Source organism: Cronobacter malonaticus LMG 23826, from assembly GCF_001277215.2.
GTDB lineage: Bacteria > Pseudomonadota > Gammaproteobacteria > Enterobacterales > Enterobacteriaceae > Cronobacter > Cronobacter malonaticus.
In genome coordinates, this window is sequence record NZ_CP013940.1 from 259,364 (window position 1) to 272,600 (window position 13,237).

Below are 13,237 nucleotides of genomic sequence, written 5' to 3' on the forward strand. Positions count from 1 at the left end.
TTGGCGATAATGCAACCGCCAGGCAACTCATCGGAGCAGTCAATAATGAACATGTCTCAAGTTGCCGCCGCGCGCCTTTCCCGCCCGATCGCTTTATGCCAGTATGGTTTGCTGGCCTTTCCGGCCTGGGTTTTGTCGAGTATCAGGAGCACATGTGAGTAGCAAATCTGAACAGCTGCACCGGCAATTAGCGGAACGCATTATGGTGCTGGACGGCGGTATGGGCACCATGATCCAGAGCTACCGTCTGGATGAAGAGGATTTCCGCGGCGAGCGTTTCGCCGACTGGCCGTGCGATCTTAAAGGCAACAACGACCTGCTGGTACTCACTAAGCCAGATATCATCGCCGCTATCCACTACGCCTACTTTGAAGCGGGCGCCGATATCATCGAGACCAACACCTTTAACTCGACGACCATCGCGATGGCCGATTACCAGATGGAATCGCTATCGGCGGAAATCAACTACGAAGCCGCGAAGCTGGCCCGCGCCTGCGCCGATGAATGGACGGCGCGCACGCCGGAAAAACCGCGTTACGTGGCAGGTGTGTTAGGGCCTACTAACCGTACAGCGTCGATTTCTCCTGATGTTAACGACCCGGCCTTCCGTAATATTACTTTTGATCAGCTGGTGGAGGCTTACCGCGAATCCACGCGCGCGTTGATCGAAGGCGGCTCGGATCTCATTCTTATCGAAACGGTCTTCGATACGCTTAACGCCAAGGCCGCGATCTTCGCCGTGAAGGCGGAGTTCGAGGCGCTCGGCGTCGAGCTGCCCATTATGATCTCCGGCACGATCACCGACGCCTCGGGCCGCACGCTGTCGGGCCAGACCACCGAGGCGTTCTATAACTCGCTGCGCCACGCCGATGCGCTCACCTTCGGCCTTAACTGCGCGCTGGGCCCGGACGAGCTGCGCCAGTACGTGGCGGAGCTGTCGCGCATCGCCGAATGCTACGTCACCGCGCACCCCAACGCGGGCCTGCCGAACGCCTTCGGCGAATATGATTTAGACGCTGATGTGATGGCCGCGCAAATCCGCGAGTGGGCGGAGTCGGGCTTCTTAAATATCGTCGGCGGCTGCTGCGGCACCACGCCGGAGCATATCGCTGCGATGAGCCGCGCGGTGGAAGGTTTACCGCCGCGTAAACTGCCGGATATTCCCGTTGCCTGCCGTCTGGCGGGCCTTGAGCCGCTCAACATCGGCGACGATTCGCTGTTTGTGAACGTCGGCGAGCGCACCAACGTCACCGGCTCGGCCAAGTTTAAGCGCTTAATCAAAGAAGAGAAATACAGCGAAGCGCTGGATGTGGCGCGCCAGCAGGTCGAAAACGGCGCGCAGATTATCGATATCAATATGGATGAGGGGATGCTCGACGCCGAAGCGGCGATGGTGCGCTTCCTCAACCTTATCGCGGGTGAGCCAGACATCGCCCGCGTGCCGATTATGATCGACTCCTCGAAATGGGACGTTATCGAAAAAGGCCTGAAATGCATTCAGGGCAAAGGCATCGTTAACTCTATCTCCATGAAAGAGGGCGTCGGGGCGTTCGTGCATCACGCGAAGCTGGTGCGCCGCTACGGCGCGGCGGTGGTGGTGATGGCGTTTGACGAAGTGGGCCAGGCCGACACCCGCGAGCGTAAAATTGAAATTTGCCGCCGCGCCTACAAAATCCTCACCGAAGAGGTCGGCTTCCCGCCGGAAGATATTATCTTCGACCCGAACATTTTCGCGGTCGCGACAGGCATCGATGAACACAATAACTACGCGCAGGATTTTATCGGCGCGTGTGAAGATATTAAACGCGAGCTGCCGCATGCGCTGATCTCCGGCGGCGTCTCTAACGTTTCCTTCTCGTTTCGCGGCAACGACCCGGTGCGCGAGGCGATCCACGCCGTATTTCTCTACTACGCCATCCGCAACGGCATGGACATGGGCATCGTCAACGCCGGGCAGCTGGCGATTTACGACGATCTGCCCACCGAGCTGCGCGACGCGGTAGAAGACGTCATCCTTAACCGCCGCGCCGATGGCACCGAGCGGCTGCTGGCGCTTGCCGAAAAATACCGCGGCAGCAAAGCGGATAACGCGGCTGATGCCCAGCAGGCCGAGTGGCGCACGTGGGATGTCAAAAAGCGCCTTGAGTATTCACTGGTCAAAGGCATTACCGAGTTTATCGAGCAGGATACCGAAGAGGCGCGCCAGCAGGCCGCCCGCCCGATTGAGGTGATTGAAGGCCCGCTGATGGACGGCATGAACGTGGTCGGCGATCTGTTCGGCGAGGGCAAAATGTTTCTGCCGCAGGTGGTGAAATCAGCCCGCGTGATGAAGCAGGCGGTGGCGTACCTCGAGCCGTACATCCAGGCCAGTAAAGAAGTGGGCAAGAGCAACGGCAAAATTGTGCTCGCGACCGTGAAAGGCGACGTGCACGACATCGGCAAAAATATCGTCGGCGTGGTGCTCCAGTGCAACAACTACGAAATTATTGATCTCGGCGTGATGGTGCCGACGGATAAAATCCTCAAAACCGCGCGTGAAGTAAACGCCGATATCATCGGGCTTTCCGGGCTTATCACGCCGTCGCTTGATGAGATGGTGAACGTGGCGAAAGAGATGGAGCGCCAGGGCTTTACGCTGCCGCTGCTCATTGGCGGCGCGACCACCTCGAAAGCCCATACGGCGGTGAAAATCGAGCAGAACTACAGCGGGCCGACGGTCTATGTTCAGAACGCCTCGCGCACCGTGGGCGTGGTCTCTGCGTTGCTCTCCGACACGCTGCGTGACGATTTCGTTGCGCGCACCCGCAAAGAGTATGAAACCGTGCGCATTCAGCACGGGCGCAAAAAACCGCGCACGCCGCCGGTGACGCTCGCCGCCGCGCGTGAGAACGATCTGGCGTTTGACTGGGAAAGCTACACGCCGCCCGCCGCGCACCGTCTGGGCGTTGAAGAAGTGACGGCAAGCATCGAGACGCTGCGTAATTACATCGACTGGACGCCGTTCTTTATGACCTGGTCGCTCGCCGGGAAATATCCGCGCATTCTGGAAGATGAGATTGTGGGTGAAGAGGCGCAGCGGCTGTTTAAAGACGCCAACGAGATGCTCGACAAACTGAGCGCCGAAAAATCCCTGACGCCGCGCGGCGTGGTGGGCCTTTTCCCGGCGAACCGCGTGGGTGACGATATCGAAATTTACCGTGACGAGACGCGCACGCATGTATTGTCAGTAAGTCATCACTTACGCCAGCAGACCGAGAAAGTGGGCTTTGCGAACTACTGTCTGGCCGATTTTGTGGCACCGAAATCCAGCGGCAAAGCGGACTACCTCGGCGCGTTCGCCGTGACCGGCGGGCTGGAGGAAGACGCGCTGGCGGAGGCCTTCGACGCGCAGCACGATGATTATAATAAAATCATGGTCAAAGCGGTGGCCGACCGACTTGCAGAGGCGTTTGCCGAATATCTCCATGAGCGCGTGCGTAAGGTGCTGTGGGGCTACGCGCCTTATGAAAACCTCAGCAATGAGGAGCTCATCCGCGAAAATTATCAGGGCATTCGCCCGGCGCCGGGTTATCCGGCCTGCCCGGAGCACACCGAGAAATCGGTTATCTGGGATCTGCTGGACGTGGAAAACCGCATCGGCATGAAGCTCACGGAGTCTTACGCGATGTGGCCTGGAGCGTCGGTCTCCGGCTGGTATTTCAGCCACCCGGAAAGCAAATATTTCGCCGTGGCGCAGATCCAGCGCGACCAGGTGGAAGATTACGCGCAGCGCAAAGGGATGAGCGTGAGCGAGGTGGAGCGGTGGCTTGCGGCGAACCTTGGTTACGACGCTGATTAGTTATGGATTAGACCTGTAAGACGAACACGCCGGTGGGTGCGCGCGGCTTACCCACCCTACAACCGAAACATAGGGCGGGTAAGCGCAGCGCACCCGCCTTTTCCGTTGTCATCGAGCAATCACCCACCATTCCCGGCATCATCCAACACCCGGTTGACCCTTCATATACCCACCTGCCAATACTTCCTCCGGTTAATTACTTATACTCATCAAAGAAGCAGCATCGCGCCTGCTTCTCGGGAAAACACAACGATAAGGAGAAGCCGTGTTAACGCTGTTACACCTGCTTTCTGCGGTGGCGCTGCTGGTCTGGGGCACTCACATCGTGCGTACCGGCGTCATGCGCGTCTTCGGCGCGCGCTTAAGAAGCGTACTCAGCCGCAGCGTGGAGAAAAAACCGCTCGCCTTCTGCGCGGGCATCGGCGTGACGGCGCTGGTGCAGAGCAGCAACGCCACCACGCTGCTCGTCACCTCGTTCGTCGCGCAGGATCTGGTGGCGCTCACGCCCGCGCTCGTCATTGTGCTTGGCGCGGATGTCGGTACGGCGCTCATGGCGCGCGTGCTCACCTTCGATCTCTCATGGCTCTCGCCGCTGCTGATTTTTATCGGCGTCATCTTCTTTCTTGGCCGTAAACAGAGCCGCGCCGGCCAGATGGGGCGCGTCGCTATCGGCCTCGGGCTGATTTTGCAGGCACTGGAGCTTATCGTGCAGGCGGTCACGCCCATCACCAAAGCCTCCGGCGTACAGGTCATTTTCGCCTCGCTCACCGGCGACATCATGCTCGACGCGCTCATAGGCGCGGTGTTCGCGGTCATCAGCTACTCAAGCCTGGCGGCGGTCCTGCTGACCGCCACGCTCACCGCCACGGACGTCATCTCCTTTCAGGTGGCGCTCTGCCTGGTCATTGGCGCGAACCTCGGTTCCGGCCTGCTGGCGATGCTCAACAACGGCGCCGCCAGCCCGGCGGCGCGACGCGTGGCGCTCGGCAGTCTGCTCTTTAAGCTGGTGGGCAGCCTGCTGGTACTGCCTTTTGTGCCGCTGCTGGCGCAATCCCTCCATAAGTTGCCGCTGGAAGAGTCGGAGCTGGTTATCTATTTCCACGTCTTCTACAACCTCATCCGCTGTCTCGTGATGGTGCCTTTCGCGGGCATGATGGCGCGCCTCTGCCAGCGCATCATCCCGGATGCTCCGGAAACCGATCTGCGCATGAAGCCCCGGCATCTTGATCCGAGCGCGCTGGACACGCCAGCGCTGGGGCTCGCCAACGCCGCGCGCGAAACGCTGCGCATTGGCGACGTACTGGAGCAGATGCTGGAGGTCTACGGCAAAGTGATGCATGGCGAACCGCGTCAGGAGAAGACGCTGCGGCGGCTCGCCGACGACGTGGATGTGCTCTACACCGCCATCAAGCTCTATATGGCGCGCATGCCGAAAGAAGATCTGGCGGAAGATGAGGCGAAGCGCTGGGCGGAAATTATTGAAATGTCGCTGAACCTCGAACAGGCGGCGGATATTCTGGAGCGTATGGGCAGCGAAGTGGCGAACAAATCGCTGGCCGCGCGCCGCGCGTTTTCACCGGAAGGCGTGAAAGAGCTGGATACCCTGCTGGAGAAACTGACCGCCAACCTGAAGCTCAGTCTGTCGGTCTTTTTCGCGGGCGATGTGCAAAGCGCTCGCCGTCTGCGACGCCATAAACACCGTTTTCGCATTCTCAACCGCCGCTATGCGCACGCGCATGTGGACCGGCTGCATCAGCAAAACGTGCAGAGTATTGAAACCAGTTCGCTGCATCTGGGGCTGCTTGGCGATATGAAGCGCCTCAACTCGCTGTTCTGCGCCGTGGCCTACAGCATTCTCGAACAGCCGGATGACGATGAGGAGCGGCTGGAAGAGTAGCCTTGCAAAGCCGCTTTTATGATTTAATCGTTAAGCCAAGACCCAACGCTTTCATCACTGCCAGCGTGGTTTTAAGCGTTGGGTTGCCTTTATCACTGAAAGAACGGTACAGCTGTTCACGCGACAGACCTGTCTGAGCGGCGATATGCGCCATGCCTTTAGCGCGCGCGACGACGCCCAGCGCCTTTGCAATATGTCCGGCGTCGCCAGTTTCGAGCGCGTCCGCCATAAAAAAGGCAATCTCCTCATCATCAATCAGCGCCGCGGCGGGATCGTATTCGGTCAGCTTCATCACATTATCTCCACTGGTTCTCTGGCAGGTCAGCCAGCATTTTCGCAAGAAGAATGTCTTTATCCTGCGTGTGCTTATCACCACCACAAAGCAAAATGACAATCACGTCGCCGTGTTGTTTGAAATAAATCCGGTATCCCTCGCCGTAGTGAATACGCAGCTCGCTGATGCCTGTGCCGACGTGCTTAACATCACCAGGCAAACCATTAGCCAGCCGAAAAAGCCGTGCGGCAATCATCGTTTTTACCCGCTGGTCTTTCAGACTGGCTTGCCAAGGCGGAATACTTCAGTTTGAAGGATAAGCTTCATAATGCTCCCTGTATTTTAAAAACTACACTCGAATTATACAAGTCGGAGCAGGGAGAATAAGTGTCATAAAAAGAGGAACAAAGGTGCGAGTGATAAATCTGGAACAGCGCTCGATAAACAGACAAAAGCGTTGTGTTGCTGTCTGAAACCGAAGACAGGCTTACATCTCTATGACCAAAGCCTGCCAGATAAAGAGGTAAAAGGCCTAACGTCTGCCCCGCACCGGCGTGCTGGCGGACCATGAAAAGGTCGCGTCGCTGTCCGGTTTATACGACTGCGCTTTTTTCTGTTTGCGCGTCTGCTTCGCCGCCTGTTCGCGCTGCGCCATCAGCTTGTCGATATACTCTTTTTTAACGTGGTTGGCTTCGGAATTGGTAAGCGGGCGGCCGTGGGCGATGCGGGCGCGGTCGAGCAGAGTTTTTAATTCGCGCTGTTCGCTTTCCGTCATCTCTTTCTGGGTCAGTCGGGGCAGGGACATAGTGGCGACTCCTCAGGGGTTGAGCCGCCAGTGTAACGCAACGCCGCCGCTAACTCAGTAAATAAGCCCGGTTTCGCCGGGCTTATTTGCTTAACGGCCTGAACGCCGCGCGTTTTTGTCGACCGGTTTGCCGGACCAGTAGCCCGCGAGCAGCGAGCCGGAGAGGTTATGCCACACCGAGAACAGCGCGCCGGGTAGTGCCGCGAGCGGCGAGAAATAGAGTTTGCCGAGCGCGGCGGCGAGCCCGGAGTTTTGCATCCCCACTTCAATCGCCAGCGTCCGGCAGGTGGATTCGTCAAAGCCGAAGAGACGCCCGCCCCAGTAGCCGCCGAGCAGGCCGATACTGTTATGCAGAATCACTGCCACAATCACCATCAGCCCGACCGACGCGATATGCGAGGCGGAGCCCGCCACCACGGCGCTGATAATCGCCAGAATACACACCATGGAAAACGCGGGCAGGTATGGCTCCACCGCTTTCACCACGCGCGGGAACAGGTGATGCACGATAAGCCCGAGCGCAATCGGGATCACCACGATTTGCAGAATACTCAGCAGCATGCCCATCACATCGACCTGAATATGCGCGTCAACATAGAGGCGCGTCAGCAGCGGCGTGGCCACCACGCCCACCAGCGTTGAGACTGACGAAATGGTCACCGACAGCGCCACGTCACCTTTCGCCAGATAGATCATAACGTTAGACGCCGTACCGCTCGCCACGCTCCCTACCAGCACCATACCGGCCGAGAGATCCGGCGGCATATGAAACAGCATCGCCAGCAGCCAGGCGGCCAGCGGCATCACCAGATAGTGCAGGAAAATCCCGGCGGCGACCGGCGCGGGGCGCGACAGCACGCGTTTAAAATCGTCGAGTTTCAGGTGCACGCCCATGCCAAACATAATCAGCATTAATAATGTGCTGACCCACGGGCCGATGGGCGTAAACGTGGCGGGCGTGTAATAAGCAATAACCGAGAGCAGCAGCGCCCAGAGCGGGAACAGCCGGGTGAGTGTCGCGAGCATCGTGTTTTCCTTGCACCCCGTGGCGAACCGTCGTTATAACTCGGCATCGCCGGGGAGAATGTTGTGTTGTGTAATTATAAAAAAGGCCGGGATCGAGCCAGACCATTGATATTGTTTATCGTGCGAAGGAAAGTTATTCAAACAAATTATGATGAAAAGCCCTCATTCAGGGGCTTTGACCTGCTCCCAGCTCAGCCCAAAGCGCGCCAGATATTTACGCAGCCGGTCGGCGTCGTTCGGGTTGGCTTTCTTCTGGCGCGAAACCGCAAACAGCGTGCGTCCGGCCTCAGAGAGCGAGGCGCTACGCCTGCACACGGCAACAACCGCCGCCAGCTGATCCTGGTCGAAGAGATCGAGCGTTGTGGTATCAACAGGCAGCGCGGCGGCGGGGCCTGCGAGCGGCTGCCAGCTTGCGCTAAGGCGGGCGATTTCTTCCTCGACTAACGCGTCGGTAATGCGTCCCTGTTCGGCAAGCGTCGCCATGCGCGCCACCGAGCTGCCCAGTTCGCGAAAGTTGCCCGGCCAGCGCGCCTGTGGCGAACAGGCAAAAGCGAGATAGCGCTCGCGCGCGGTTTTATCAAAGCGGATCTGCGTCTGTTGCTGCGCCGAGAAGCGCTGTAGCTCATATTCCACGTTCGGCGCGATATCCTCGCGGCGCTCGGCGAGGCCCGGCAGCGCGAAGGCCCACATATTAATGCGCGCGTAGAGATCTTCACGAAAGCGCCCTTCAGCGACCCATCGCGCCATGTCGCGGTGCGTACCGGCGATAAGCTGGAAATCGCTCCGCACTTCTTTATCCGAGCCGAACGGGAAAAAGGTCTTTTCCTCGATAGCTTTCAGCAGCATCGCCTGTTCATCGAGCCCCAGCTCGGCGATTTCATCCAGAAACAGCACGCCGCCGTCGGCCTCGCGCAGAAGCCCTGGCCGCGCCTGCTGCGCGCCGGTAAACGCGCCCTTCACATGGCCAAAGAGCGTCGACATCGCGTTATCGCCGCGAAGCGTCGCGCAGTTCACGGAGACCAGCTTTCCCTGCACCAGATGCCGCGCCTGGCGCAGCTGGAAAATGCGCTTTGCGAGAAACGATTTCCCCGCGCCGGTCGGCCCCGTCAGCAGAATCGGCGCAGTGGATCGCAGCGCCACGCGCTCGATCTGGTCGATCAGACGGTTAAACGTGGCGTTGCGGGTGTCGATGCCGGATTTGAGAAACGACACCGACTGCTGCTGTTCGCGCTGGAAGCGGCTGGTCAGCGTCGCATAGCGGCTTAAATCGAGATCGATGACCGACGCCGTGCCGGTGGCTTTCTGATCTTTCTCATCGCCCTGGCGATCGGGGCTGGTCTGTAACAGCGCCGCCGGGAGATAACGTGCTTCGGTGAGCAGGAACCAGCAGATCTGCGCCACGTGCGTGCCGGTGGTGATATGCACCAGATACTCTTCATTCTCGGTATCAAAGGGATAGCGCGTGGCGAAATCCAGCAGCGCGGCGTACACCTCCTCGAAATCCCACGGATCGTCCATCACAACGGTGTGCGGGCGCACTTCGGTATGCGGCGAGACGGCGGCGATATCTTCCATGACCCGCTCTGCGAGCGACGCATCGCGCGCCTGATGCAGCAGCTCAAAGCGGTCGACGGGCAAACCGGGCTGCTGGCACAGCGCGATGGAGGGGCGCCATTTATTCCAGCGGTTGGCGCGTTTACCGCGCCGGTCCAGTACGGTGCCCAGCATGCCAATCACCACGCGACGCTTTTGCATGTTTTATCCTTAAAGATAAATAACGATATTGAAAGATAAATAATATCCCTTTCTGTTATGGACGTCGCGCATCGCATAAAAAATTTAACTATTAATAATCAATAATTTAAAAATTAATTTTTACCTTAACCGAAACTGGCACGCTTCTGGCAATTATCACTTCGTCAGCACGCTGGGTATGCAGGGGTTTATAGCCCCGCCGGCGCACCGGGAACGGTAACACGTTATCCAGGGGGCGTTCCGCCAGTGCAATGACGTGGAAAACTGTCGGTTTATCAGGTTCGACTCCTGAACTTTCTTTCTCCTTCCAGAGAAACGTTAAAAGCAGTACCCCGGCGGTTGAGTCGTTAGCGACCGCCACACACTGACGCCGGTAACGGCGCCGGGCGGCAGGCAGAAAAGACCGGAACAGAGGTGGCTTCCCCCTCCCGCTTCGCGCCGTTATCCGCGTCAGCCACAACAGTAAGGGAAAAAAATGAATAACAAAGTGACGATTCGTAAGGGCCAGTTGGGTTTACTGGCAAAACAGGGCGATTTTTATCAGGTGCTGGAAGCGGGCGAGCATCGCCTGCCGTGGTTTAACAAACCGGACGTGACGCTGGTGGAGATGAATAGCGGCGACGTCGCGCCGGAGCTGGCCGACTATCTGCGCCGTTTTCAGCCAGAATGGGTAGAGAAATATTGTCTGGCGATCGATCCCGCCGATAACGAAACCGCGGCGCTGTGGCGCAATAACGTGCTGGTGGAAATTATCCCGCCGGGTGCGCGGCGTCTCTTCTGGCGCGACGGCGACACCCTGCGCGCCGTACTTATGGACACCCGCGACGTACAGGTGCCGACGGAGATAATGACCGCCGTGTTGCAGCCGCGCGGCCGCGATGCCGTAGTGAAAGGGCGCGACGCCATCCTGACCGTTAACGTGCCCGCCTGGCACGTTGGCGTGCTGAAAATCGACGGCGTTACGCAGCCGCTGCTACCGCCGGGCTTAAGCGCGTACTGGAAAATCAATCATCTGGTGGAAGCGGAAGTCGTAGATACGCGCCTTCAGGCGATGGAAGTCTCCGGCCAGGAGATCCTGACTAAAGATAAAGTGAACCTGCGCATTAATCTGGGGGCCAACTGGCGCTATCAGGACGTGTTGCAGGCATACAGCCAGCTTGCCAAGCCGCTGGAGCATTTATACCGCGAATTGCAGTTTGCGCTGCGCGAGGCGGTGGGTACCCGCACGCTCGATGAGCTGCTGGAAAATAAACAGATCATCGATGACGTGGTGAGCGCGCAGGTTATCGCCCGTATGGCACCGTTTGGTATCGACGTGGCGTCGACCGGCGTGAAGGACATCGTGCTGCCGGGCGACATGAAAACGATTTTGTCGCGGCTGGTGGAGGCGGAGAAATCCGCGCAGGCGAACGTGATTCGTCGTCGTGAAGAGACCGCCGCGACCCGTTCGCTGCTGAACACCGCAAAAGTCATGGAAAACAATCCGGTCGCGTTGCGACTGAAAGAGCTCGAAACCCTGGAAAAAGTGGCGGAGCGTATCGATAAGATCTCCGTATTCGGCGGCCTGGATCAGGTGCTGCAGGGGCTGGTACAGATTAAAGGGGTATAACAATGGAAGAGAATAGCTATCAGACGCTGGCGCAGGCTAACGGCGCGCCGGTAAAAATGTGGACCCACGGCGTGCCGGTAGAGCCGGAAGCGCGTGAGCAACTGCTGAAAACGGCGAAAATGCCTTTTATTTTTAAACACCTGGCGGTAATGCCGGATGTGCATCTGGGTAAAGGCTCGACCATCGGCAGCGTGATCCCGACCAAAGGCGCGATTATCCCGGCGGCGGTGGGGGTGGATATCGGCTGCGGAATGATCGCGGTGCGCACGTCGCTCGTGGCGCGCGATCTTCCGGATAACCTGAGCGGGTTGCGCAGCGCCATCGAACAGGCCGTCCCGCACGGGCGCACCACAGGGCGCGGTCAGCGTGATAAAGGTGCGTGGTCGAACACGCCGCAGGATGTGGATCACCACTGGGCATCGCTTGCGCCGCGCTTTAAACGCCTGACGGATAAATACCCCAACCTGTTGAAGACTAACAATCATCAGCATCTGGGAACGCTCGGTACGGGTAATCACTTTATCGAGATCTGCCTTGATGAACAGGAGCGCGTGTGGGTGATGCTGCACAGCGGATCGCGCGGCGTGGGTAACGCCATCGGCACTCATTTCATCGGGCTTGCGCAGAAAGATATGCAGCGCCATATGGCGAATCTACCGGACCGCGATCTCGCCTATTTTGAAGAAGGCAGCAAGCACTACGCCGATTACATTGAGGCGGTCGAATGGGCGCAGGATTTCGCGCGCCAGAACCGCGAAGTGATGATGAACCGCATGCTGGCGGCGCTTTCCGCGATTATCACGAAGCCGTTTATGACGCAGCAGGAGGCCGTGAACTGCCACCATAACTATGTGCAGAAAGAGACGCACTTTGGCGAAGAGATCCTGGTGACGCGCAAAGGGGCGGTGTCGGCGCAAAAAGGCCAGATGGGGATCATTCCGGGGTCTATGGGCGCCAAAAGCTTTATCGTGCGTGGGCTGGGAAACGAAGAGAGCTTCTGTTCATGCAGTCACGGCGCAGGGCGCGCCATGAGCCGTACCGCGGCGAAAAAACGCTTCACGGTGGAAGATCAAATTCGCGCCACGGCGCACGTTGAGTGCCGTAAAGACAGCGACGTGATCGATGAGATCCCGATGGCGTATAAAGACATCGACGCCGTGATGGCCGCGCAGTCGTCGCTGGTGGAGATTGTGCATACGCTGCGTCAGGTCGTGTGCGTGAAAGGATGATTTTTAAGGAAAAATGATGGAACTGAACGGGGTGGACGCCGCCATGCGCGAGCGCGTGCGGCAGGTGTTAAACGAGGTGGAAACAAAGTATGGCGTGAAGGTGCTTTACGCCTGCGAATCGGGGAGCCGGGGCTGGGGCTTTGCCTCGCCGGACAGCGACTACGACGTGCGCTTTCTCTATGTGCATCCGCCGGCGTGGTATTTACGGGTCGATGCGCCGCGCGATGTTATCGAACTGCCCATCGACGACACGCTCGACGTCTGCGGCTGGGAGTGGCGCAAAGCGCTCGGGCTGCTCAAGCGGGCGAACCCGACGCTTATCGAGTGGCTCGACTCGCCGATAGTCTACCGGCAGGATGAGACCGCCATCGGCGCGCTGCGCGACCAGGTGCCGCTCTGGTTCTCCGCTGAGCGTGCGCGCTGGCACTACTACTCAATGGCCCGCAAAAACTTTCACAGTTATTTGCAGGGCGAGACGGTGCGGCTGAAGAAATATTTCTACGTGCTGCGCCCGCTGCTGGCGGTGCGTTGGGTGGAAGCGGGTAAGGGCGCGCCGCCGATGCGCTTTCGCACGCTGCTGGAGGGCACGGTGAACGATCCGCTGCTGCGAGAAGAAATCGACGCGCTGCTTGCCGCCAAACAGCGGGCGGGTGAGGCCGAGTATGGCGCACCGATGCCGCGGATACACGCGTTTATCGCCGCAGAGCTGGCGCGCGGCGAAACGCCGCCGGAGCTGCCGCACAGTGAAAAGGCGCAGGCGAGTCAGTTAGATAAGCTGCTTTATGAAACGGTGATGGCCTGACA

10 protein-coding genes and 1 pseudogene are annotated in these 13,237 nt (G+C 58.8%); 5 read left to right on the forward strand and 6 right to left on the reverse strand.

The features are described from left to right. The first annotated feature begins 154 nt into the window (after positions 1-154). Together metH and AFK66_RS01250 are read left to right on the forward strand one after the other, a co-directional pair. Complete coding sequence (gene metH, locus AFK66_RS01245; protein WP_023897885.1) at positions 155-3,838, forward strand: methionine synthase; 3,684 nt, start codon at positions 155-157, stop codon at positions 3,836-3,838. Positions 3,839-4,103: 265 nt separating this feature from the next. Beyond that, entirely contained in the window at positions 4,104-5,735 is a 1,632-nt protein-coding gene (locus AFK66_RS01250; RefSeq protein WP_007778619.1) for a Na/Pi cotransporter family protein, read from the forward strand. Between the two features lie 16 nt (positions 5,736-5,751). Here AFK66_RS01250 and AFK66_RS01255 read toward each other — a convergent pair whose 3' ends face one another. From AFK66_RS01255 to AFK66_RS20920, 6 genes and pseudogenes are all read right to left on the reverse strand, one after another. Further along, positions 5,752-6,027: an addiction module antidote protein gene (locus AFK66_RS01255; protein ID WP_007778618.1), complete on the reverse strand. Its 276-nt coding sequence runs from the start codon at positions 6,025-6,027 to the stop codon at positions 5,752-5,754. A 4-nt stretch (positions 6,028-6,031) separates the two neighbouring features. Then, positions 6,032-6,336 (reverse strand): annotated as a pseudogene (locus AFK66_RS01260) (type II toxin-antitoxin system RelE/ParE family toxin). 205 nt (positions 6,337-6,541) lie between these two features. Then, complete coding sequence (locus AFK66_RS01265) at positions 6,542-6,814, reverse strand: YjbD family protein (protein WP_007778613.1); 273 nt, start codon at positions 6,812-6,814, stop codon at positions 6,542-6,544. Between the two features lie 90 nt (positions 6,815-6,904). Beyond that, a complete protein-coding gene (panS, locus tag AFK66_RS01270; protein ID WP_004387518.1) occupies positions 6,905-7,840 on the reverse strand; it encodes a ketopantoate/pantoate/pantothenate transporter PanS in 936 nt (311 codons plus the stop codon). 162 nt (positions 7,841-8,002) lie between these two features. After that, positions 8,003-9,595, reverse strand: a complete 1,593-nt coding sequence (rtcR, locus tag AFK66_RS01275) for an RNA repair transcriptional activator RtcR (RefSeq protein ID WP_007778610.1) — start codon at positions 9,593-9,595, stop codon at positions 8,003-8,005. Positions 9,596-9,701: 106 nt separating this feature from the next. Continuing rightward, a complete protein-coding gene (locus AFK66_RS20920) occupies positions 9,702-9,956 on the reverse strand; it encodes a hypothetical protein (RefSeq protein WP_014727948.1) in 255 nt (84 codons plus the stop codon). 114 nt (positions 9,957-10,070) lie between these two features. Here AFK66_RS20920 and AFK66_RS01280 point away from each other — a divergent pair, with 114 nt between their 5' ends. Genes AFK66_RS01280 through AFK66_RS01290 form a run of 3 tightly spaced genes read left to right on the forward strand, consistent with a single transcriptional unit; the run spans position 10,071 to position 13,235 of the window. Beyond that, positions 10,071-11,204, forward strand: a complete 1,134-nt coding sequence (locus AFK66_RS01280; RefSeq protein WP_007778608.1) for a slipin family protein — start codon at positions 10,071-10,073, stop codon at positions 11,202-11,204. A 2-nt stretch (positions 11,205-11,206) separates the two neighbouring features. Then, positions 11,207-12,433, forward strand: a complete 1,227-nt coding sequence (locus AFK66_RS01285) for an RtcB family protein (protein WP_007778606.1) — start codon at positions 11,207-11,209, stop codon at positions 12,431-12,433. A 16-nt stretch (positions 12,434-12,449) separates the two neighbouring features. Then, the gene (locus AFK66_RS01290; RefSeq protein WP_032983562.1) at positions 12,450-13,235 is read left to right on the forward strand and encodes a nucleotidyltransferase domain-containing protein; all 786 of its coding nucleotides are present in this window, start codon (positions 12,450-12,452) and stop codon (positions 13,233-13,235) included. The last annotated feature ends 2 nt before the right edge of the window (positions 13,236-13,237 follow it).

What these genes read in the sequence shown, in the direction of transcription:
- panS (WP_004387518.1), bottom strand. Translation starts at nt 7,840, where the DNA reads ATGCTCGCGACACTCACCCGGCTGTTCCCGCTCTGGGCGCTGCTGCTC.
- AFK66_RS01265 (WP_007778613.1), bottom strand. Translation starts at nt 6,814, where the DNA reads ATGTCCCTGCCCCGACTGACCCAGAAAGAGATGACGGAAAGCGAACAG.
- AFK66_RS01290 (WP_032983562.1), top strand. Translation starts at nt 12,450, where the DNA reads ATGGAACTGAACGGGGTGGACGCCGCCATGCGCGAGCGCGTGCGGCAG.
- AFK66_RS01255 (WP_007778618.1), bottom strand. Translation starts at nt 6,027, where the DNA reads ATGAAGCTGACCGAATACGATCCCGCCGCGGCGCTGATTGATGATGAG.
- AFK66_RS01285 (WP_007778606.1), top strand. Translation starts at nt 11,207, where the DNA reads ATGGAAGAGAATAGCTATCAGACGCTGGCGCAGGCTAACGGCGCGCCG.
- rtcR (WP_007778610.1), bottom strand. Translation starts at nt 9,595, where the DNA reads ATGCAAAAGCGTCGCGTGGTGATTGGCATGCTGGGCACCGTACTGGAC.
- AFK66_RS01280 (WP_007778608.1), top strand. Translation starts at nt 10,071, where the DNA reads ATGAATAACAAAGTGACGATTCGTAAGGGCCAGTTGGGTTTACTGGCA.